This is a genomic window from Allopontixanthobacter sp., assembly GCF_034376665.1.
In the GTDB taxonomy this organism is placed as follows: Bacteria; Pseudomonadota; Alphaproteobacteria; order Sphingomonadales; family Sphingomonadaceae; genus Allopontixanthobacter.
In genome coordinates this window covers 1-19795 of the sequence record NZ_JAXMJI010000019.1, presented here as the reverse complement: position 1 = coordinate 19795, position 19795 = coordinate 1, and the positions used below count along the sequence as shown (strand labels likewise).

Sequence of the window (19795 nt, the reverse complement as noted above, 5' to 3'; positions counted from 1 at the left end):
GCGCAAATACGGTTTGCGGCTCGCCCGGATGATCCAGGCCGTCGACGGCGAGGATCTGATCAAGGCGTGGGTCGAGGTATCGCCGCTCGGAAGTGAAGGCGGCACACCGGACGCGCCTGACGGCGGCTGCCTGATCCGCATTGCCAATTGGCAAGCGGCGCAGCTGCCGCCCGAGGACGCGAGCGAAAGCTATGCACGCAAGCTGACCATCGACCGCGCGCTGGCAGAACTTTCCGCGCGGCTGGATCCGCAGCAGAGGGTCCTGTCCGTGGACAGCACCGCGCCGGATATGGCGGAACTTGCCCGGCAATTGCGCAGCAACAGGGACCAGCCATGGAGCGAATCCGTCAGCTTTCCCGCTCTCGGTGCCTCGCAGCCCCAGGCCTCAACGGCGCACTGGCGGCTGCTTGACGGCGCCGAATGCGTGGTGCCCGGTTCGGACCGGCGTTGGAACGTCACGCTTGTGCCGCTGGGACAGCCGGAACTCGGCAGCGCCGGTTTCGAGCTCTACCTGACGTCGCAGACACCCTATGCTCAACCGGGTGCAGCGGTGGAAAGGCCGGTGGAGCTTTCGATCGGCAGTTCGATCGGGCGGGAATTGTCGCCTGTTTTGCGCCAACCGATCTCGCGTATCATTGCCAATGCCGAAACCATCCGCACCCGGCTCGCCGGGCCGCTGGCAGATGAATACAGCGACTATGCCGCCGATATCGCGTCCGCCGGACAGCATCTGCTCGCCCTGATCGACGATCTGTCGGACCTCGACGTCGTCGAATCGGACCAGTTCAAGACCGCTCCCGACCGGATCGACCTGGCCGACGTGGCGCAGCGCGCTGCGGGAATTCTCGGGGTCCGGGCCAAAGAACGCGAAATCGACCTCATCGCGCCCGCCATGGGCGAAAGCCTGATTGCAACTGCCGAGTTTCGCCGGGTGCTGCAGGTGCTGCTCAATCTGGTGGGCAACGCGGTTCGCTATTCTCCGCCCGGCTCGCAGGTGCGGATCGAATTGGCGCAAGCTGGCGAGCGCACCCGCGTGACGGTGGCTGACAACGGCCCGGGCCTGACGCCCGAGCAGCAAGCGGTGGTGTTTGAGAAATTCGAACGCCTGGGCCGGTCGGGTGACGGCGGATCGGGCCTCGGCCTGTATATCTCGCGCCGGATTGCCCGCGCGATGGGCGGCGATCTGACGGTTGAAAGCAGCCCCGGCAGTGGCGCGCGCTTTATCCTGGAATTGCCGGGCGCCGCATAAGCGGACGCCCGGCGAAAATTCTCAGCGTTTATCGACCGGAATGTAATCCCGCTCGGTCGGGCCGGTATAGAGCTGGCGCGGACGGCCGATTTTCTGGCCGGGATCGGAAATCATCTCGTTCCACTGAGCGACCCAGCCGACGGTGCGGGCGAGGGCGAACAGGGCGGTGAACATGGTAGTCGGGAAGCCGATCGCTGAGAGAATGACGCCGGAGTAGAAATCGACATTGGGAAACAGCTTCTTTTCGACGAAGTAAGGATCGCTGAGCGCCATTTCTTCCAGCCGCAGGGCGGTTTCGAACACCGGATCGGTGACCTTCAGCGCGTCAAAGACCTCGCGCACGGTCTTCTGCATCACCGTCGCGCGGGGATCGTAATTCTTGTACACGCGGTGGCCGAAACCCATCAGGCGGAACGGATCGTTCTTGTCCTTGGCCCGCTCGATATAATGCGGAATACGGTCCGGCGTGCCGATTTCACGCAGCATGTTGAGCGCCGCTTCGTTCGCGCCGCCATGCGCGGGGCCCCACAGGCAGGCAATCCCGGCCGCGACGCAGGCAAAGGGATTCGCACCGGAAGAACCGGCGAGACGAACGGTCGAGGTCGAGGCGTTCTGCTCGTGATCCGCGTGGAGGATGAAAATGCGGTCCATCGCCTTTTCCACCGCCGGAATCACTTCGTAATCCTCCGCCGGAACACCGAAAGTCATGCGCAGGAAATTGCCAGTGTAGGACAGCGAATTGTCCGGGTGCATGAACGGCTGACCGATCGAGTATTTGAACGCGTTGGCGGCAATCGTCGGCATTTTTGCGATCAGGCGGTGGGACGAAATCTTGCGGTGATCGGGGTCCGCGATATCGGTGCTGTCGTGATAAAACGCCGAGAGCGCGCCAACCACGCCGCACATGATCGCCATCGGATGCGCGTCACGGCGGAAACCCTGGTAGAACTGGCGCAGCTGATCATGCAGCATGGTGTGCCGCGTGATGGTGTAGGTGAAATCGTCGAGTTCTTCCTTCGTCGGCAGCTCGCCGTTCAGCAGCAGGTGACTGACTTCCATGAAGTTGGAATGCTCTGCCAGCTGGCCGATCGGATAGCCGCGGTGAAGCAGAACACCCTTTTCACCGTCAATGAAGGTCAGTGCGCTTTCGCATGAGGCCGTCGAGGTGAAACCCGGATCGAATGTGAAGGCGCCGGTCTGGGCATAAAGCTTGCGGATATCGACCACATCGGGGCCGGTGCTGCCCTCCAGAACGGGGAAATCCAGGGACTGCCCGCCAATTTCCAGTTTCGCCTGTTTGTCCGACAATTTCATTCTCCTTCAAATATCATGTTCCGGCGCGGGGCGCAGCCTGCGCGTCGATCCGCGCAAGGGCCTCTTCCCGGCCAAGCAGGACCAGCACATCGAAAATTCCGGGCGATGTTGTCGTCCCCGTCAGCGCGGCACGCATCGGCTGCGCGAGCTTGCCGAGGCCCAGCCCCTGTTCCTCGGCCATTTGCTTGAGATTGGCCTCCAGAGCCTCGATTGTCCAGTCATTTTCAGCGGTCAGACGGGCGGAAATCTGCGCCAGAAGCGCCCTCGATTCCTCGTTCAGCAACGCTGCGGCCTTGTCAGTCATGTCCAGTGGCCGGGATGCGAACAGGAACGCTGCACCCTCCGCCAGTTCGATGATCGAGCGCGCCCGGGTTTTCAGCACCGGCATCGCCTTGGTCAGCAGACCGATATCTGCCGAATGCCCGATCCTGGCCGCGACCAGGCCCGCCAGACGGCCATCCTCCGCCTCCCGGATGTAATAACCGTTCAAATTCTCGAGCTTCTTGATGTCGAAGCGGGAAGGGCTCTTGCCGACGCCGCCGAGGTCGAACAATTCGATGGCTTCCTCGCGGGTGATTTCTTCCCGGTCGCCGTGACCCCACCCAAGCCGCAGGAGGTAGTTGAACATGGCTTCGGGCAGAATGCCCATCCCGTCGCGGTAATCCTCGACCCCCAGCGCGCCGTGCCGCTTCGACAGCTTGGCTCCGTCGGACCCGTGGATCAGCGGGATATGGGCGTAGACCGGATCGGGCCATCCGCCTTCGATCGCGTTCATCGCGCGAAGGACCGGAAGCTGGCGGAATGCGTTGTTGAGGTGGTCGTCGCCGCGAATGATGTGGGTCACGCTCATGTCGTGGTCGTCCACCACCACGGCGAGCATATAGGTCGGCGTTCCGTCCGCCCGCAGCAGGATGTAATCGTCCACTTCCTCGTTCCGCACGGTCACGCGGCCCTGGACGAGGTCTTCGATGGTGGTTTCCCCCGTCGCCGGAGTTTTCAGCCGGACAACAAACGGCGCGCCCTCAGGAGCTTCCGCCGGATCACGGTCCCGCCACCGGCCATCGTTGCGCAGCGGTTGCTTCGCGGCACGCTGCGCGGCGCGCATTTCCTCGAGTTCTTCGGTGGTTGCATAGCAGCGGTAGGCATGGCCATGTTCCAGCAACGTCTGCGCGACTTCGGCATGGCGCGCCGCGCGTTCGGACTGCATGACCGGTGCTTCGTCGTAATCGAGCCCCAGCCATGAGAGCCCGTCGAAGATCGCTGCGATCGCGTCAGGGTTGGACCGCTTCTGATCGGTATCCTCGATCCGGAGCAGAGCCTTGCCGCCGTGATGGCGGGCGAACAGCCAGTTGAACAGGGCCGTCCGGGCACCGCCGATATGCAGGAAACCCGTGGGAGAAGGGGCAAAGCGCGTGACAACCATGTCGCTAGTGCTTGCCATCCCGTTGCGTTTCCTTCCAATGGTTTAATGGGCCGCCCGATCATTCCAGAGATACCCATGGATGGCGGGCCGCCGGTTCACGATGTTGCAGTGCAGCGCACTTGGCGCAGCCGCGCCGACTTGTCCAGTATTAGCGGCGCTGTCGACCGATTTCTGGGGCGTGCCGGGTTCGATCGGGGGCCCTGGCTGACCATCTTTTTCGCCGCCGGCATCGGCGCCTGGTTCACGCTGGGCAAGCCATGGCAATGGAGCACGGCAATCGGCGCGGCATTGCTGGCCGCCATCGCCGCGGCGGCCCTGTGGCGCGAGCAGGACAACCGAGCCGAATTGCGGCTGGCGGTGACAGCGGTGGCGCTAGTCTTTGCGGCCGGGATCGCGGTGGTATGGGCCCGTTCCGAAATGGTCGGCGCGCAGCCGCTGGAGCGGCCGCAAATCATGCGGATCGAGGCGAGGGTGCTCGCCAGAGAGAACCAGCCGGCGCAGGACCGGGTACGGCTGATCCTCGCCATGCGCGATCCTGCCGCGGGCATTGCGCGGAAGATCCGGGTCAACGTTCCCGAAAATGACGACGACGAATTGATCGGCACGGAAATTGGCGAAGGCGCGATTATCCGGCTGCGCGTGCGCCTGATGCCGCCTGCCTCGCCGATGCTGCCCGGCGGATACGATTTTGCCCGGAGCGCGTGGTTCCAGGGCTTCGCGGCGACAGGTTCCGTGATGGGCGAGATCGAAATTATCGAACCCGCCACGCCCGGGGGCAGTATCGCGAAGCTCCAGCGCCGTCTGGCCAGTCATGTCCGCTCGCAGCTGGACGGATCGCCGGGGTCGATCGCTGCCGCCTTCGCCAGCGGAGACCGGGGCGGGATCCCGGAAGCGGACGAGGACGCTATGCGCGACTCCGGTTTGACCCACTTGCTGTCGATCAGCGGACTGCACGTCAGCGCGGTCATCGCTGCGGCGTATCTGTTGGCGATCCGGCTGCTGGCGCTTTGGCCATGGCTGACATTGCGGGTGCGGCTGCCGGTTCTGGCTGCAGGGATCGGGGCGCTGGCGGGAATTGGATATACATTGCTGACAGGTTCGGAAGTACCGACCGTGCGCAGCTGCGTCGGTGCGGTGCTGGTGCTGATCGCGCTGGCACTCGGGCGCGAGCCGCTGTCGCTGCGAATGGTCGCCACGGCGGCGCTGTTCGTGCTGCTGCTGTGGCCGGAATCGCTGATCGGGCCGAGCTTCCAGATGAGCTTTGCCGCCGTGCTGGCGATCGTCGCGTTGCATAATTGCGCGCCGGTGCGCGGTTTTCTTGCTCCGCGGGAGGAAAGCTGGCTGTCCCGGATGGGCCGCCGCGCATTCATGCTGTTGGTGACCGGAATGGTGATCGAGATCGCCCTGATGCCGATCGTCATGTTTCATTTCCACCGCGCCGGAGTGTACGGAGCCTTCGCCAACGTCATCGCGATTCCGCTGGTGACGTTTCTGTCGATGCCGCTGATTGCGATTGCGCTGGTATTGGACAGCGTTGGTCTCGGCGCGCCGGTGTGGTGGCTGGCGGGTAAATCGCTCGAGCTGCTGCTGGCAATCGCGCACTGGACTGCGGACCGGCCTGGCGCGGTCAAGCTGCTGCCGGAAATGGGCGGCGCGCTGTTCGCGCTGTTTGTGGCCGGAGGGCTATGGTTGGCGCTGTGGCAGGGCCGGGTGCGATTGCTGGGACTGGTGCCCGCCGCCTTGGCCGCCCTGCTGATGGCGCTTAAGCCTGCGCCGGATCTGCTCGTTTCCGGAGACGGTCGCCATGTCGGCATCGCGGGCGAGGGCAATCGGCTGCTGGTGCTGCGCGGCAACCGGAGCAGTTTTGCCAGCGACAATCTGCTCGAAATGGCCGGGATGAACGGAACTCCCTTGCCGCTCACCGAATGGCCGGGCGCGGACTGCAGCCGCGAATTCTGTGTCGTGACGCTGACGCGCGGCGGGCGCCTGTGGCATGTGTTGATGGCACGCGGCCGCGAATTGGTTGATGAACGCGCCCTTGCGGCGGCCTGTGATCGGTCGGACATCGTGATTGCCGACCGCTACCTGCCCTTCAGCTGCCAGCCGCGCTGGCTAAAGGCCGACCGCAACCTGCTTGGCCAGACCGGCGGTTTGTCGATCTATCTCGGGGACGAGCGGTTCGATACGGTGGCAGCAAGTCAGGGCGAACACGGCTGGTGGCGGCCAGCACCGAAGCGACCCGCATGGTCTGGCCCGAAGAGATGAAGGGGCGGGGCTGAGTGGTCAGCGCCTGCTTAAACTGTGGCGCAATATTTCCGCCGCCCGCTTTTGGGGCAGCGAAATCAGCAACGTTATATCCGTTTTGTGGTGGAATTCGGAACATCAGATTTTTGGCAAGGAAGCGACTCAAGCTGCCGTTCGCAATCCGCAATCTACGATGGCGGTTCGCGTTGTTGGCATTGCTTAGAGTGTTATTGCGATCGCAGAATTTGGCAAAGCTTCAGCGGGCCAGTTCCGTCAGGGCACTTACGGCCTTTGGCAGGTTACGCTTCCGGTTCACGGTCATCTTAGGGACCTGTCGCTTCCCGAGCCTCGCGGAGCGAAGCGGCTACGCTTGCTGTCCGGAAATTGTTGGGTCGATTCCGTCTCGTCCTCGATGCGTTGGAAGCAGAAGAAGGCTCAAGCCAGCAACAGTCAGCAGGGCAAGCGTAAACACACTCGCTTCCGGCCCTTCCCCGGCACCGTTGAGCCAGGCCGGCCCGACAGGAACCATTTTCATCACCAGTGCGGGCAGACCGGTGTCCAGACCCGTAATCGGCACATCAAAACCGGTGCCGCCAAACCAGTTCCAGCCGACGTGCCAGCCCATCACCCCCCAGATCGAATTCGAACGACGCACCCAGGCGCAGGCGAAAATCGCAAAGATGAAGGTCATGGCCAACATCAACAGCGATGTTCTGGGTGAAAAGTGAAGAAAGGTGAAAGCGGCGGACGATAATATGAAGGCGGCAGTCGTGTTCCAACGCCGCATGATGGTCGAGAACAGCCAGCCGCGAAAAACGAACTCCTCCACACTTGCTTGCACGGCAAAGCCGGCGAGCAACAGGGCGATCCAGCCGAGCGCAGCAGGGCTGGCAAAGGCTGGGGCCAGATCAGCGACACGGTATCCGCCAGAAAGTGCGATCGCGGTCACAATCGCGCCCATCATCGCTATGCCAACTGCCAGTCCGATCAGGAACTTTTTGAGCCGTTGTTCTCCGCGAAGTCCAACACTTGCGAGGCTTCTCTTTTCGACCCAGCGCACCCAGCCAGATACCGCGAGACCCACGGCGACGAACGAAGCCAGCATCAGGCAAAAGCCCAAAGGCCCCAGCGGCGAACCCATCGCGTCAGTCAAGCCGAGATATTCGAGTCCGATATCGAACGGCGTCATGCTGATGGCAAAAATGAAAATGCAGATGAAGGGGGCGGCGATACTCGGCGGTATCCATCCTTTGGGTGTCTCGTCGGAAAAGATGATCTGTGTCATGTCGCCTGAGCTACCCGCTGGCAGCGGACGCCTATAGAACGATCGTGCAGAACAAGTCCGAGCGAAGCCACTCCTTTGGCGTGAGACCAACTGCCTTGCGGAATGTGCGGCCAAAATGGCTCTGATCGGCAAAACCAGCGCCATGAGCAGCATCGGCCAGCTTCGCGCCTTCACGCATCAGCCGCTTTGCAAGATCGACCCGCCGATACTGCAAATAGCGATAGGGGCTGGTGCCGAGCAATGCCCGGAAGTCACGCGAAAGCTGCCAGCGGTCACAGCCAGTCACTTGCTCAAGTTGATCGAGTCGCGCACCGAAAACGACTGCGGTTTCGAGATATTCGCGTGCCCGCATCACGGCTGTTCGGTCGGCGATCCTGACAGTGGCGGCCCTGCCAGATGCATTGTTCATGGCATGGGCCAGATCGTAAAGCGCGTCTTCATACGCACCGGAATCCTCGACGCCCGCGCAGTCGAAAACCAGGTTTAAGGTTGCCGCGATCAAGGCGGGATCCGTCGAGACTCCATTAGCGACAAACGGCAGTTCCGCGCCTCCAAGCACTGCCTGGACATGAGTGGGCGGAACATAGGCCGCTTGATAGCTGAACCCCGCCTCATCATGGCAGTGTCCATCATGCAATTCGTCGGGATGAAGGATCAGCACCTGACCCGGCAACGAATACCGTGTTTCCCTGCGATAGTTGAACGTCTGCACCCCAGCCATAGTCACAGCGACGGTGTAAGTATCGTGTCGATGCGGCGAAAACGCTGCCCCCACCAGCCGGTTTGTGACGCGCTCAATCGGCTCGAACGAGTCGACCGATAGCGATCGGTTCGAGGAATGCGCTGCAGAATTCATCGGGAGTATATTGGGCGCAAAGAGCAGAAAGGCAAATCTAACGAATTCGGATAGGTTGTCAGGGCGCTCGCATAACTCTCAGGCCTATACTTTCCTTTCCTGCAAAAGCGGCCTCACGTGAGCCTTGGAGGTCCGTCGGCCTGGCCTCTCCCAAGTCTGCTATCCAGAACAAACCTTCCGTGAGCGCTTCACCTGAACAGATGGCAGCTTTCAACAACCTTGGTGTGGGCTGCGAACGACCAAAATTGGGTCGTTTGCAGAATGACCGCTTATTTCGGGAATGCTGTTGCTAGCGGACATCCGTCCTAAACGAACATAACTCTAAACCTGCCGATACACACAAACGCCGCCAATCAACCTGCGCGCAAACGGATCAATGGTAGCGTCGCAGCAGCCCCGCGAGCTTGCCCTGTACCTGGACTTGCGCCGGTTGGTAAACCTGTGGCTGGTGGCTCGGGTTCGCCGGGTCGAGACGGATCATGCCGTTTTCGCGGCGGAGATATTTCAGGGTCGCCTCCTCATCATTGACGAGGGCGACTACGATCTCGCCGTCGCGGGCGACATTGGTACGTTTCACCAGCGCGAAATCGCCGTCGAAAATGCCCGCATCGATCATCGAGTCGCCCGAAACTTCCAGCGCATAATGTTCCCCGGGGCCGAGCAGTGCGGCGGGGACCGGAAGGCTGGTCTGGCCTTCCAGCGCCTCGATCGGAGCGCCGGCGGCGATGCGGCCATGCAGGGGAACCTCGATGACGTCATTGGCCGGCTCGTAACGGGGCCGGGCAGATGCCGGCGGCATGGAAACCACATTGTCCCGCAGTCTGGCGGATGCAGCGCTGCTCCCGCCGACTGCATCTTCGGGCTGCTTGAGAACTTCGAGCGCGCGGGCCCGGTTCGGCAGGCGGCGGATGAAGCCGCGTTCCTCAAGCGCGGAAATCAGGCGGTGCACGCCCGATTTGCTCTTGAGGTCGAGCGCCTCCTTCATTTCTTCGAAGGAAGGGGAAATCCCGGTTTCTTCCAGCCGGTCCTGAATGAACCGGATAAGTTCGTGCTGTTTCGCAGTCAGCATGGCGAAAAACTCCTTGGCCCGCCTGAAGTGTTCCGCCCGCCGTATTGTGGTGAACGAATACAGAACAAGTAGGCAACCAATTCGGCCAAGTCAAGCAATTCAGCCATTCCGGATCAGATAGACCGGAACATCCGTTCCCGCTTTCACCTCACCGGAGTTTTCCGGCCGCTCGATCAGGGCATTGGCGCGGGCAAGTGCCAGAAGTGCGCTGCTGTCCTGCTCGAGTAGCGGAGTGACTGTGGAACCTTCGATGATTGCGCGGAGAAATTCCCGGCGCGGGCCAGTGGCTGGCAGGTCCCGTCCCGCACGGCACATGAGGCGAAGGGGCAAGGGCTCCTTTGCCCCGGAAAGATGGCGCAAGAGCGGGAGCATGAATAGATATCCGGTGACGAAACTCGACACCGGGTTTCCGGGTAACCCGAGGATGACCTGACGGTCCCGCCGCGCCACGAGCAGCGGCTTGCCCGGCTTGATGGCCACACGCCAGAAGTCGATCTCGGCGCCCCATTCCGCGAGCGCAGGCCGGATCAGATCGTGATCGCCCACTGATGCGCCTCCACTGGTCACGATGAGGTCGCTGTCCCCTGCGGCCTCGAACGCCTCTCCCAGCGCACTGAGAGTATCAGGAACAGGTCCGATCTGTCTGGTTTCGCACGGAATATTCGCTGCCAAAGCGGCCAGCATCGCGCCATTGCTGGCAGGGATCTGGTGCGGCAGGCAATTCTCCGGGTCTGCGGCCAGTTCGTCGCCGCAGTCGATGAAGGTAACGCGCGGCTTGTGCCGGGTTGTCACGATTCTGGCGCCCGATGCGAGGATGAGCGCAATTTGTGCGGGACCGATCAAGGTGCCAGCGCCCATCAATGTTTCGCCCGATGCGAAATCGAATCCCGCACGGCGGATATGCTGTCCGGCCGCTGGCATCTGCGACGTCAGAGACAGTTCATCGCCCCCCCGTTCGGCGTGTTCCTGTATGAGTATCCGGTCGCAACCCGCGGGAAGCACGGCACCGGTAGAGATGCGAACCGCCTCGCCATTTCGGACGGTACCCGAAAATGGCGCGCCGCCCCTGCTTTCACCGATTATCCGCCACGGCCCCGGTCCGCCAATCGCGTATCCGTCCATCGACGAAAGATCGGCGGGTGGTTGGCTACGGCGGGCCACTACGGGTGAGGCCAGATACCGCCCCAGGCTCGCACCGACCGGCAGGATCTCCGTTGCCAAGGGCTCGGCCAGCCGTAGCAGCCGGATCTGAGCTTCTTCGAGGGAGAGCAGGGGGGTCATTCCCGCGGGGGCCATTCACCCGATTTGCCGCCGGTTTTGGACACCAGCCGGAGGTCCCCGATCACCATCCCTTTGTCGAGCGCCTTGGCCATATCATAGATTGTCAGGAGGGCGATGGAAGTGGCTGTAAGGGCTTCCATTTCAACGCCGGTCTTGCCCACCAACGAAGCGGTCGCGGTGGCCCGCAGGCCTGATTCCTCAAAGGCAAATTCGATCGCGACCGAATCGAGTGCGAGCGTATGGCATAGCGGGATCAAATCGCCGACCTTCTTGGCGGCCATGATGCCCGCGATCCGTGCGGCGGCAATCACATCGCCCTTGGGCACAGCGCCATCGCGGATCGCAGACAGTGCTTCTGCCGACATCGTGATACGTCCTGTCGCCACAGCTGTGCGGGGCGTCGCGGTCTTGCCGCCAACATCGACCATTCGGGCGTTGCCCTGTTCGTCGAGATGGGTCAGCCCGCTCATATCAACCCTCCAGCAACCTCCGCGTTGCGGCCGCGACGTCATCCTGGCGCATCAGGCTTTCACCGACAAGGAAACACCGCACACCGCTGCGGGCGAGGCGCAAGCAGTCCGCATGATCGGCAATGCCGCTTTCGCCGACCAGCAGAGTGCCTGCAGGAGCCAGCGGGGCCAGCCGCTCGGTGACACCGAGATCGGTTACAAACCGCTTCAAATCACGGTTGTTGACCCCGATCAGGCGGGATTGAAGCCGCGCGGCACGTTCCATTTCCGTTTCATCATGGACTTCGACAAGAACGTCCATTCCAAGTTCGACCGCGGCGGCTTCGATCTCTGCCATCCGGCTGTCTTCGAGCGCCGCGACAATGATCAGGATCGCGTCTGCGCCCATCACGCGCGCTTCGGCGACTTGCCAGGTATCGACCATGAAATCCTTGCGCAGCACCGGCAGCGTGCAGGCGGCGCGGGCTGCGACCAGATAATCCGCATGCCCTTGAAAAAAGGGCGCGTCGGTCAGCACGGACAGACACGCAGCCCCGCCTTGCTCGTATGCCGCTGCGTGGTCGGCAGGGCGAAAATCTTCGCGGATCAATCCCTTGGAAGGCGAAGCTTTCTTGATTTCTGCAATCAGGCCGAAGCCCTTGGCGGACTTCGCTGCCAGGGCGTCGCGGAATCCGCGGGGTGCGCTCTGCTCGCGGGCGCGCTGCTCCAGATCGGACAGGGAGGTGGCGGCTTTGCGAGCGGCGACTTCCTTCCGTTTGACGGCGCAAATTTCCTCGAGCTTGTTCATCGCGCCATCGCAATCCAGTTTTGGAGCAAGGCCTGTGCCGCGCCCGAATCCAAAGCCTCCGCTGCCATCGCCGCGCCTTCAACCCAGTCCTGCGCAGCGCCTGCCACCATCAGGGCACCGGCGGCGTTGAAGGTGACTGCGTCGCGGTAGGGTCCGGGAACACCTTGCAGCAGCGCCAGCAGTGCCTTGGCATTATGCGCCGCATCGCCGCCGCGAATGGCCTCGACCGGGGCGTGTTCCAGCCCGGCCAGCGACGCATCAAGACGCTTCATCTCGAAACTGTCGCCGCGCACCTCTGCGGCTTCGTTGCCGCCTGCGAGGCTCAGCTCATCCAGCCCTTCGTCACCCGAGACAATCATCGTCCGCTCCGTACCCAGCCGTGCCTTGGCGGCTGCGTAGATCGGAACATACGCCGGGCGGGCGATCCCGATCAGCTGCCGCTTGACCCCGGCGGGGTTCGACAGCGGCCCCATCAGGTTGAAGATCGTCCGGATGCCCAGTTTCTGACGGATCGGCTGGATCCGGCCCATCGCCGGATGGTGGTTTTTCGCGAACAGGAAGCAGATCCCGATTTCAGCGAGGGTTTTTTCCGCACTGCGTCCTGCTGCTTCCATGTCGAGCCCGAGCGCTTCCAACGTATCCGCCGCGCCCGATTTGGACGAGGCCGCGCGGTTTCCATGTTTGGCAACCGGGACCCCGGCCGACGCCACCACGAGGCTGACTGCAGTGGAGACGTTCAGCGTGTTGTGCCCGTCACCGCCGGTGCCGCATACGTCGATCGCGTTGTCGGGCGCGGCAATCGGAATCAGCCGGGCCCGCAGCGCCCGCGCCGCACCGGCGATTTCCTCCGAGGTTTCACTACGTTCGGACAACAGGACGAGAAACCGCCCGATTTCATCGTCGCTTGTGCCGCCATCGAGAATGACACCGAAGACTTCCTCGGCTTCGGCCTCGGTCAGATGCTGGTCAGCGGACGGCAACTGCGTCATGCGAGGGCCTTGGCGTCCAGCCCGCAGAGCGCCATGAAATTGGCAAGCAGCGCATGGCCGTGCTCGGTCGCGATACTTTCGGGATGGAACTGGACCCCGTGGATCGGCAGGCTTTCATGCCGGAAGCCCATGATTGCGGTACCGTCCAGTCCGGGGGTTTCGCTGGTCGCGTTCACCTTGAGTGCGGCCGGAATGTCCTCGACGATCAGCGAGTGGTAACGGGTGGCGACGAAAGGCGAGGGCAGACCCGCGAACACGCCGCTTCCGTCATGCGTGACGGGCGAGGTCTTGCCGTGCATCAAGCCGCCGCGAACGACCTTTCCGCCGAAATGCTGGCCGATTGCCTGATGCCCCAGGCACACGCCGAGCAGCGGCAGTGCCGCGTCGGCGCAGGCACCGACGAGATCGAGGCTGATGCCCGCTTCGTTCGGGGTGCAGGGGCCGGGAGAGATCAGGATTCCGAGCGCGCCGGACTTCACCGCCTCGTTCGCCGACAGGGCGTCGTTGCGCTCGACCCGCACCTCGGCGCCCAGTTCCATCAGATAATGGACCAGGTTGAAGGTGAAGCTGTCGTAATTGTCGATCACGAGAATCATGACGGCGCTTTCTGCCTGTTTTCCACCACGATCAAGGGGCCGATGGGAACGCTGCCGTCCATCCGGCCCGTGGCGGGATCCCACAGCGCCGAAACATTGCCGTCGAGATAGAGCGCGTTGGGAGTCTTCAGCACGTCGCGGTAGAAACGCGCCAGTTTTCCGAAAGACAGCGGACCTTCCGATATCACGAAATGCGCGCGGCCTCCCGCGTCGATCCCCACACCGTTGCGGATCATGCGCGAGGGGCCGTCCTCGGTAATCTCCGGATGCAAACTGCCGCCAATTACCAGCATTGGCCCGGACTGCGTGCCGAATTGCGGACGATCGCCGACCTGCGCATAGAAATCCTCGGCGGTCCGGATCTGCCATTTGCCGCCGGTGCCGTAAAACACGCCGTTGGGCTTGAGGTGGAAATTGCCGGGACCATCGGCGCGGCTGAGTTCCTTCAGACGCTCGGAATTCTCGACATAATAGCCGATCGGCTTGCCTTCAGCGTCATACATCCCGCCGTTCATGGCAAAGGCCACGCCCGGCGCATCGGGTGATCTGGCCGCTGCCAGTGCCGCGAAGCTGCGGTAGGGCGACCCGCCGGCGGGCGACAGATCCATCGAGACGACGTGTCTGGCAGGATCCGCGATGCAATGCGTCAGCGGGACGTCCTCGAAGTTGACGCGGGTGCAGGCGGACGTTGCAACCGCTTCGGTCGGCTCGGGTTCCGGGGCCGCGACCGTATCGGCTTGGCCGCTGCCGATTTCGGTGCGCATCACCGGCTCGCCGGCGGGTTCCGGCCCGCATCCGGTCAGCAGCAATGGGAAAACCGCCACCTGCAGGATGATGCAGGACAGTCTCATTGACCGAAGCCCGGTTCGCCAGCGATCCGGGCGGCTTCACGCGCGGCGGCAATCAGCGCGCCGGCCTTGGCTTCGCATTCGCGCTGTTCGTAGAGTGGCTCGCTATCGGCGACGATGCCCGCGCCCGCCTGCACATGCATGATCCCGTCCTTCACCACCGCCGTGCGCAGGACAATGCAGCTGTCGACCGAACCGTCGGGCGCGAAATAGCCGACGCCGCCCGCATAGGCCCCGCGTGTCTCTGATTCGAGTTCGGCGATCACTTCGCAGGCGCGGATCTTTGGAGCGCCGCTGACGGTGCCCGCCGGGAAGCCGGCAAACATCGCGTCCAGCGCATCATGGCCCGGGCCGAGCTGGCCGACGACATTGCTGACGATATGCATCACATGGCTGTAACGTTCGACAGTGTAACTGGCGGTGACCTCCACCGTGCCGCGCCGCGCCACCCGGCCGACATCGTTTCGGCCGAGGTCGAGCAGCATCAAATGTTCCGCGCGTTCTTTCGGATCGGCAAGCAGGCTGGCCTCTGCCGCGTCGTCCTCGGCCGGATTGGCCCCGCGCGGGCGGGTGCCGGCGATCGGGCGGATGGTCACCTCGCCATCGCGCACGCGGACGAGGATTTCGGGACTCGACCCGACAACTGCAAAGCCGGGCAGGTCGAGGAAATAGAGGAAGGGCGAGGGGTTCACCCGCCGAAGAGCGCGGTACAAGGCGAGCGGAGGGAGCGGAAACGGGCAGGTAAACCGCTGCGCCAGCACCACCTGGAAGATGTCGCCGGCCTCGATGTAGTCTTTCGCCCGCAACACCATTTCGCGGTACTGGCCCTCCGCCAGAACCGGCGCGAGAGTCATTTCGGGCAGGTCGGCCCTGGTTGCGGGAACCGGCGCAGCCTGGGACAAACGCCGCAGCGCCTCGTCGATCCGCTCGCCAGCGACTTCGACGGCTTTGCCGGGATCAGAATCACCGGCCCACAGCGGCGCGATCACAAACAATTCCTGGCTGAGGCCGTCGAACACCAGGATCAGCGTCGGGCGGACGAACAGCATATCCGGCAGATCGAGGGGATTTTCCGGGGCGCGGGGCAGCTTTTCGACAAGGCCGATGGTCTCGTAACCGAAATATCCAACCAGACAGGCGAGGGCGGGAGGCAGCGCCTGGGGTACGTCGATCCGGCATTCGGCCACCAGCGATCGCAGCGCATCGATCGCGGGCTGCGGAGACCTTGCGAAACTGTCACGGTCTGTCTGCCATGTCCGGTTGATTTCCGCCGCACTTCCCGAAGCGCGGAACACCAGGTCGGGGTCGAGACCGAGCAGGCTGTATCGCCCGCGCACTTCGCCGCCTTCGACCGATTCGAGCAGGAAATCGCCGCGTCCCGGTTCGATCAGCTTGAGCGCTGCGCCGACCGGTGTTTCGGTGTCGGCGACGACCTTGCGCCAGACCAGCGCCGGGCGACCATCTGCCAGTGCGGCAATGGCGACATCCGAATTTTCCGGCAAGTGTCCGGCCCCCGCGATCATCTCGGATTCCCTGAAGTCGGCGGAATGCGCCTCAATTCGCGCCGATCAGCTGCTTGCGAACTGCCTCGATTGCAACAGTGTTGCGTTCGACACCCAGCTCCTCGCGCATCGCTAATCGAAGCTGATCGGCGTATTCGCGGGCGACCAGCTGGCCGAGCTCCCGTTTCGTCTGCTGGAATTTGGGATCGTTCGGGGCAATCGTGCCCGGCTCGATATTGTCCAGATCGACCACGAACCAGCCAGCGTTCTGCGGCGCTTCAAGCTTCTTTGCGGTGCCCTGCGCCATGCTGAAGAACAATGCCAGCGGTGCCGGAACCTGACGGCCCTGCGCCGAAAGCTGTTCACGCGACAGGTTGATCGCATCGACCGGCGGCAATTCCTGTTGTTCCTGGCTCATCGCCTGCGCCAAAGTTGCACCGCCGGCGAGCCGCTTCAGCACCCGGTCGGCGGCGGCTTTTGCGGATTTCGAGCCTTCCGCCCGGCGCCATTCCTGGATCACGCCCTCGCGGATTTCCGCCAGCGGCGCAGCGGTCGAAGGCGTGATGTCGCTGACTTCGAACATCAGGAATGTCTCGCCGCGCAGTACCTCCGCCAGTTGCGGCTCGCCTTCGTCCATGGCGAAGGCTGTTTTCAGCGCCGGGGCCAAAACCGGCGGAGCGGCTTCGTTTTCGGAGCCGTAAATCTGGCCGGTAGCCAGCAACGGCTTGGTTGTCGCGACGTCAAGTTTCAGTTCGCGGGCCACTTCGGCAAGGCCTTCGCCATCCTCCAGCCGCTCCTCGATCGTGGCGGTCAGGTCGGACAGCGCAGCGCGGCGCTTCTCGGCCCGAATGGCTTCGGCAATTTCCGGAGTGGCCTGGGCAAGGCTGCGCCCGGCGACCCGCTCGATGTTATCGACGCGGATTACATGCCAGCCAAGCCCGCTGCGGGCAGGGGCGGCGAGGGTATTCTGTCCGGCGGCAAATGCAGCCTGTGCAACAGCAACAGACGTTTGCGCGGCCATGCCCCGGCTATCCAGCGGACCCAGCTTGGCAACCGCCAGCCCGGCTTCGCTGGCCGCCGTTTCCAGCGAACCGCCGGATTGGACGCGGCTGCGGATGGCGTTTGCGGCTTGCTGTGTCGGTACGATCAGCTGGCTGAAACTGCGCGTTTCGCTGTCCGCATATAGCTGGCGGTCCCGCTCATAACGGGCGGCTATTTCTGCCGCGGTGGGCTCAGCCGCATCGCCAATCGCGCTTCCATCGAAGCTGGCGTAGCGAATCACGCGCCGCTCCGGGCGGATATAATCGCCGCGGTTGGCCGTATAGAAGGCCTGCAACTGGCTGGCCGTAGGGTTGCCTTGGGGCGCGAAGGTAAGGCTGGGGATAAGCCCGATCGACCCGACACGGGTTTCCTTCAGCAGGACCGCATAGCGGCTGACGAGCTTGTCCGGCATCACTGCGCCCAAAGATGCAGGCACCAGAATCTGTTCCGCGAGCAGGCTGCCAGCCAGGTCCGCGCGGACAATGGCATCGGACAAGCCCTGGCTGGAGAGTGCCTGGCGATAGGCTTGCTCATCGAAATTGCCGTCCGCACCGCGGAACGCCGGGATTGCAATGATCTCGCTATTGACCAGATTGTCGCCTGCGCGAAGCCCGTATTTTTCGGCGAATCCGCTGATCGCATACCGATCGATCAGCTGGTCGAGCACCTGGTTCAATCCGCCCTGCTGAAGAAAGGCGGGCATCGACATCAAAGGGTTTTGCCGCCGCGCCGAATCCAGCGCGGATGTCGCCGCGATGCTCAGTTCGCTGGAATCGATTTTCTCGTCGCCGACCACCGCAACCCGGTCCCCGCCAGCAACACCGCCGAAGGCTCCGCTGCTGGACACATCCATCGCGGCGAAGGCGAACGCAATCAGTGCGAGGAAGCCAAGCGCAACCGCGATCCCGATTTTGGACGAAAGAAATTTACGGAAGAAACTGATCATGGTGCTTGGCGATTCCAATTGATGGGCCCGCGCCGCGCGCCGCCCGATGCAGGTAATGATTTCCTGGCCCGCCTTATCCGTCCTGCGGTGTTGTCGCAACAGGGCGGCAAGTGTTTTGACCTGGAGACAACTTCGCTCTAGGCGGACCGCCCCACCGGCACCATATAGCGCCGGATATTGCGGAGCCGGTTGCAATAATTCTCAGACTAGCATTCGAATCAATCCCAGATCAGTTTTCAGGAAATCAGTATGGCCGAACGGCCCTTTATCGTCGGTAATTGGAAAATGAACGGCACGCGTTCGATGCTGTCTGAAGCGCGCGCAATCGACCGTGCGTCGCAGCGCCTGATGAAGGTCGAGGTCGCCCTGGCACCCCCGTTCACCCTGATCCATGCGGTGCACAAGGAAGTCCAGCAAATCGGTGTCGGGGCGCAGGATTGCCATTCTGTCGAAGAGGGCGCGTTCACCGGCGATGTATCGGCGTCGATGGTGCTCGATGCTGGCGCGAAATTCGTGATCCTTGGCCACAGCGAACGCCGTCAGAGCCACGGCGAGGACAACGCTCTGGTCAAAGCCAAGGCGCAGACGGCGTTGAATGCGGGGTTGAGGATCATCCTGTGCTGCGGCGAATCGGAACAGGTCCGCGACGCCGGCGACGCGGAATCCTTCGTTATCGATCAGATCAGGGCCTCCTTGCCCGAAATCTCCGGCAACGCCGGCGAGGTGCTGACGATCGCCTATGAGCCGATCTGGGCAATCGGGACCGGACGAACCCCGACCGCCGAAGACATCGGATCGATGCACCGCGCGATTCGTGCGCTGTTGGTGGAACTTTACGGCGAAGAAACCAGCGCCGCTGTCCGCATTCTGTATGGCGGATCGGTCAACCCGGGCAACGCCGCGGAATTGCTTGCAGCCGATGAAGTGGGGGGCGCTCTGGTTGGCGGAGCCAGTCTGACGGCGGAGAGTTTTCTCGGAATTGTCCTCGCAGCAGCAGATTTGCCCTCTGACGGTTAAGCCGAGTCTCAGTTGGATCGCCGCGGCTTGCCCTTCGGCGCGCTGGGCACTACATGGGCCATCAAGCATTCAAGAGAAGCATTTTTCATGTCCCTATTCCTGTTTCTTACCGTCCTTCAGGCCATCGTTGCTGCCGCATTGGTCGGTGTCATCCTGATGCAGCGCTCCGAAGGCGGCGGCCTCGGCATTGGCGGCGGTGGCAGCCCCGGCGGTCTGATGAGCGCGCGCGGTGCGGCGGATTTCCTGACCCGGGCGACCAGGTGGCTCGCGATCACGTTTGTCGTGCTCTCGATCGTAATGGCGGCGGTAGCGGTGAAGACGACCACCGGAGCAGGCATCACCTCGACGCTCGACCGGTCAATCCCGGTACAGCCCGATCCGCTTGCCGGGCAGGCAGGCGCGGCTCCTTCGGGCACGGCCCCGGCCCAGCCCGCAGCGGCGCAGCCGGAAACGGCCCAGCCGGAAACGGCGCCGTCCGATCCGCTTGCGGACGTTACCCAGTAAGCCAATTCCGTCGATAGCTGTGGATTGCGGCAATTCGCCGCTGCAATTCGCTTGCCCCGACTCCGTTTGGAACCTTAAGGCCCAAATCCCATGGCGCGGTTCATTTTTATTACCGGCGGCGTGGTTTCCTCGCTTGGCAAAGGTCTGATGGCAGCAAGCCTGGCCGCGTTGCTGCAGGCGCGTGGCTACAAGGTCCGTATTCGCAAGTTCGACCCCTATCTCAATGTCGATCCGGGCACCATGAGCCCGTATCAGCACGGCGAGGTCTATGTGACCGATGACGGGGCGGAGACGGATCTCGATCTGGGGCATTACGAACGCTTCACCGGTGTCTCGGCCCGGCAATCGGTCAATGTCACCAGCGGCTGGATCTA

Annotated in this window: 17 protein-coding genes and 1 pseudogene; 5 read left to right on the top strand and 13 right to left on the bottom strand. The window is 62.9% G+C overall.

The window, feature by feature from the left end:
- On the top strand, positions 1–1249 hold a 1249-nt coding region (locus U0988_RS01695), incomplete at its 5' end, for a HAMP domain-containing sensor histidine kinase (protein WP_322290918.1).
- 21 nt (positions 1250–1270) lie between these two features.
- Here U0988_RS01695 and U0988_RS01690 read toward each other — a convergent pair.
- The gene (locus tag U0988_RS01690; protein WP_416172348.1) at positions 1271–2563 is read right to left on the bottom strand and encodes a citrate synthase; all 1293 of its coding nucleotides are present in this window, start codon (positions 2561–2563) and stop codon (positions 1271–1273) included.
- Positions 2564–2576: 13 nt separating this feature from the next.
- On the bottom strand, positions 2577–4004 hold the full coding sequence (gene gltX / locus U0988_RS01685; protein WP_322290917.1) for a glutamate--tRNA ligase: 1428 nt from the start codon (positions 4002–4004) through the stop codon (positions 2577–2579).
- Between the two features lie 27 nt (positions 4005–4031).
- On the opposite strand from gltX, the gene U0988_RS01680 reads away from it, so the two are divergent.
- On the top strand, positions 4032–6251 hold the full coding sequence (locus tag U0988_RS01680) for a ComEC/Rec2 family competence protein (RefSeq protein WP_322290916.1): 2220 nt from the start codon (positions 4032–4034) through the stop codon (positions 6249–6251).
- 343 nt (positions 6252–6594) lie between these two features.
- Here U0988_RS01680 and U0988_RS01675 read toward each other — a convergent pair whose 3' ends face one another.
- From U0988_RS01675 to U0988_RS01625, 11 genes are all read right to left on the bottom strand, one after another.
- On the bottom strand, positions 6595–7515 hold the full coding sequence (locus tag U0988_RS01675) for a type II CAAX endopeptidase family protein (RefSeq protein ID WP_322290915.1): 921 nt from the start codon (positions 7513–7515) through the stop codon (positions 6595–6597).
- Between the two features lie 31 nt (positions 7516–7546).
- The gene (locus U0988_RS01670; RefSeq protein WP_322290914.1) at positions 7547–8371 is read right to left on the bottom strand and encodes an AraC family transcriptional regulator; all 825 of its coding nucleotides are present in this window, start codon (positions 8369–8371) and stop codon (positions 7547–7549) included.
- A 373-nt stretch (positions 8372–8744) separates the two neighbouring features.
- The gene (gene lexA, locus U0988_RS01665; protein WP_322290913.1) at positions 8745–9440 is read right to left on the bottom strand and encodes a transcriptional repressor LexA; all 696 of its coding nucleotides are present in this window, start codon (positions 9438–9440) and stop codon (positions 8745–8747) included.
- 99 nt (positions 9441–9539) lie between these two features.
- Positions 9540–10721: a molybdopterin molybdotransferase MoeA gene (locus U0988_RS01660; RefSeq protein ID WP_322290912.1), complete on the bottom strand. Its 1182-nt coding sequence runs from the start codon at positions 10719–10721 to the stop codon at positions 9540–9542.
- Positions 10718–11191 carry a cyclic pyranopterin monophosphate synthase MoaC gene (moaC, locus tag U0988_RS01655; protein ID WP_322290911.1) on the bottom strand — a complete coding sequence of 158 codons (474 nt, stop codon included), beginning with the start codon at positions 11189–11191 and terminating at the stop codon, positions 10718–10720. The genes U0988_RS01660 and moaC overlap by 4 nt, the downstream gene beginning before the upstream one ends.
- Before the next feature lies 1 nt (position 11192).
- The gene (gene trpC / locus U0988_RS01650) at positions 11193–11978 is read right to left on the bottom strand and encodes an indole-3-glycerol phosphate synthase TrpC (protein WP_322290910.1); all 786 of its coding nucleotides are present in this window, start codon (positions 11976–11978) and stop codon (positions 11193–11195) included.
- Entirely contained in the window at positions 11975–12967 is a 993-nt protein-coding gene (trpD, locus tag U0988_RS01645; RefSeq protein WP_322290909.1) for an anthranilate phosphoribosyltransferase, read from the bottom strand. The genes trpC and trpD overlap by 4 nt, the downstream gene beginning before the upstream one ends.
- A complete protein-coding gene (locus tag U0988_RS01640) occupies positions 12964–13563 on the bottom strand; it encodes an aminodeoxychorismate/anthranilate synthase component II (protein ID WP_322290908.1) in 600 nt (199 codons plus the stop codon). Before U0988_RS01640 ends, trpD begins: the two co-directional genes overlap by 4 nt.
- Positions 13560–14414: a phosphodiester glycosidase family protein gene (locus tag U0988_RS01635; protein ID WP_322290907.1), complete on the bottom strand. Its 855-nt coding sequence runs from the start codon at positions 14412–14414 to the stop codon at positions 13560–13562. Before U0988_RS01635 ends, U0988_RS01640 begins: the two co-directional genes overlap by 4 nt.
- Positions 14411–15934, bottom strand: coding sequence for an anthranilate synthase component I (gene trpE / locus U0988_RS01630; RefSeq protein WP_322290906.1), 1524 nt, complete (start codon positions 15932–15934; stop codon positions 14411–14413). The genes U0988_RS01635 and trpE overlap by 4 nt, the downstream gene beginning before the upstream one ends.
- Positions 15935–15965: 31 nt before the next feature.
- Positions 15966–17900: a peptidylprolyl isomerase gene (locus U0988_RS01625; protein WP_322290905.1), complete on the bottom strand. Its 1935-nt coding sequence runs from the start codon at positions 17898–17900 to the stop codon at positions 15966–15968.
- A 249-nt stretch (positions 17901–18149) separates the two neighbouring features.
- On the opposite strand from U0988_RS01625, the gene tpiA reads away from it, so the two are divergent.
- The 3 genes and pseudogenes from tpiA to U0988_RS01610 form a co-directional block, all read left to right on the top strand.
- On the top strand, positions 18150–18917 hold the full coding sequence (gene tpiA / locus U0988_RS01620; protein ID WP_322290904.1) for a triose-phosphate isomerase: 768 nt from the start codon (positions 18150–18152) through the stop codon (positions 18915–18917).
- A gap of 87 nt (positions 18918–19004) precedes the next feature.
- Complete coding sequence (secG, locus tag U0988_RS01615; protein ID WP_322290903.1) at positions 19005–19421, top strand: preprotein translocase subunit SecG; 417 nt, start codon at positions 19005–19007, stop codon at positions 19419–19421.
- 90 nt (positions 19422–19511) lie between these two features.
- A pseudogene (locus tag U0988_RS01610) lies at positions 19512–19795 on the top strand (CTP synthetase); the annotation flags it as partial.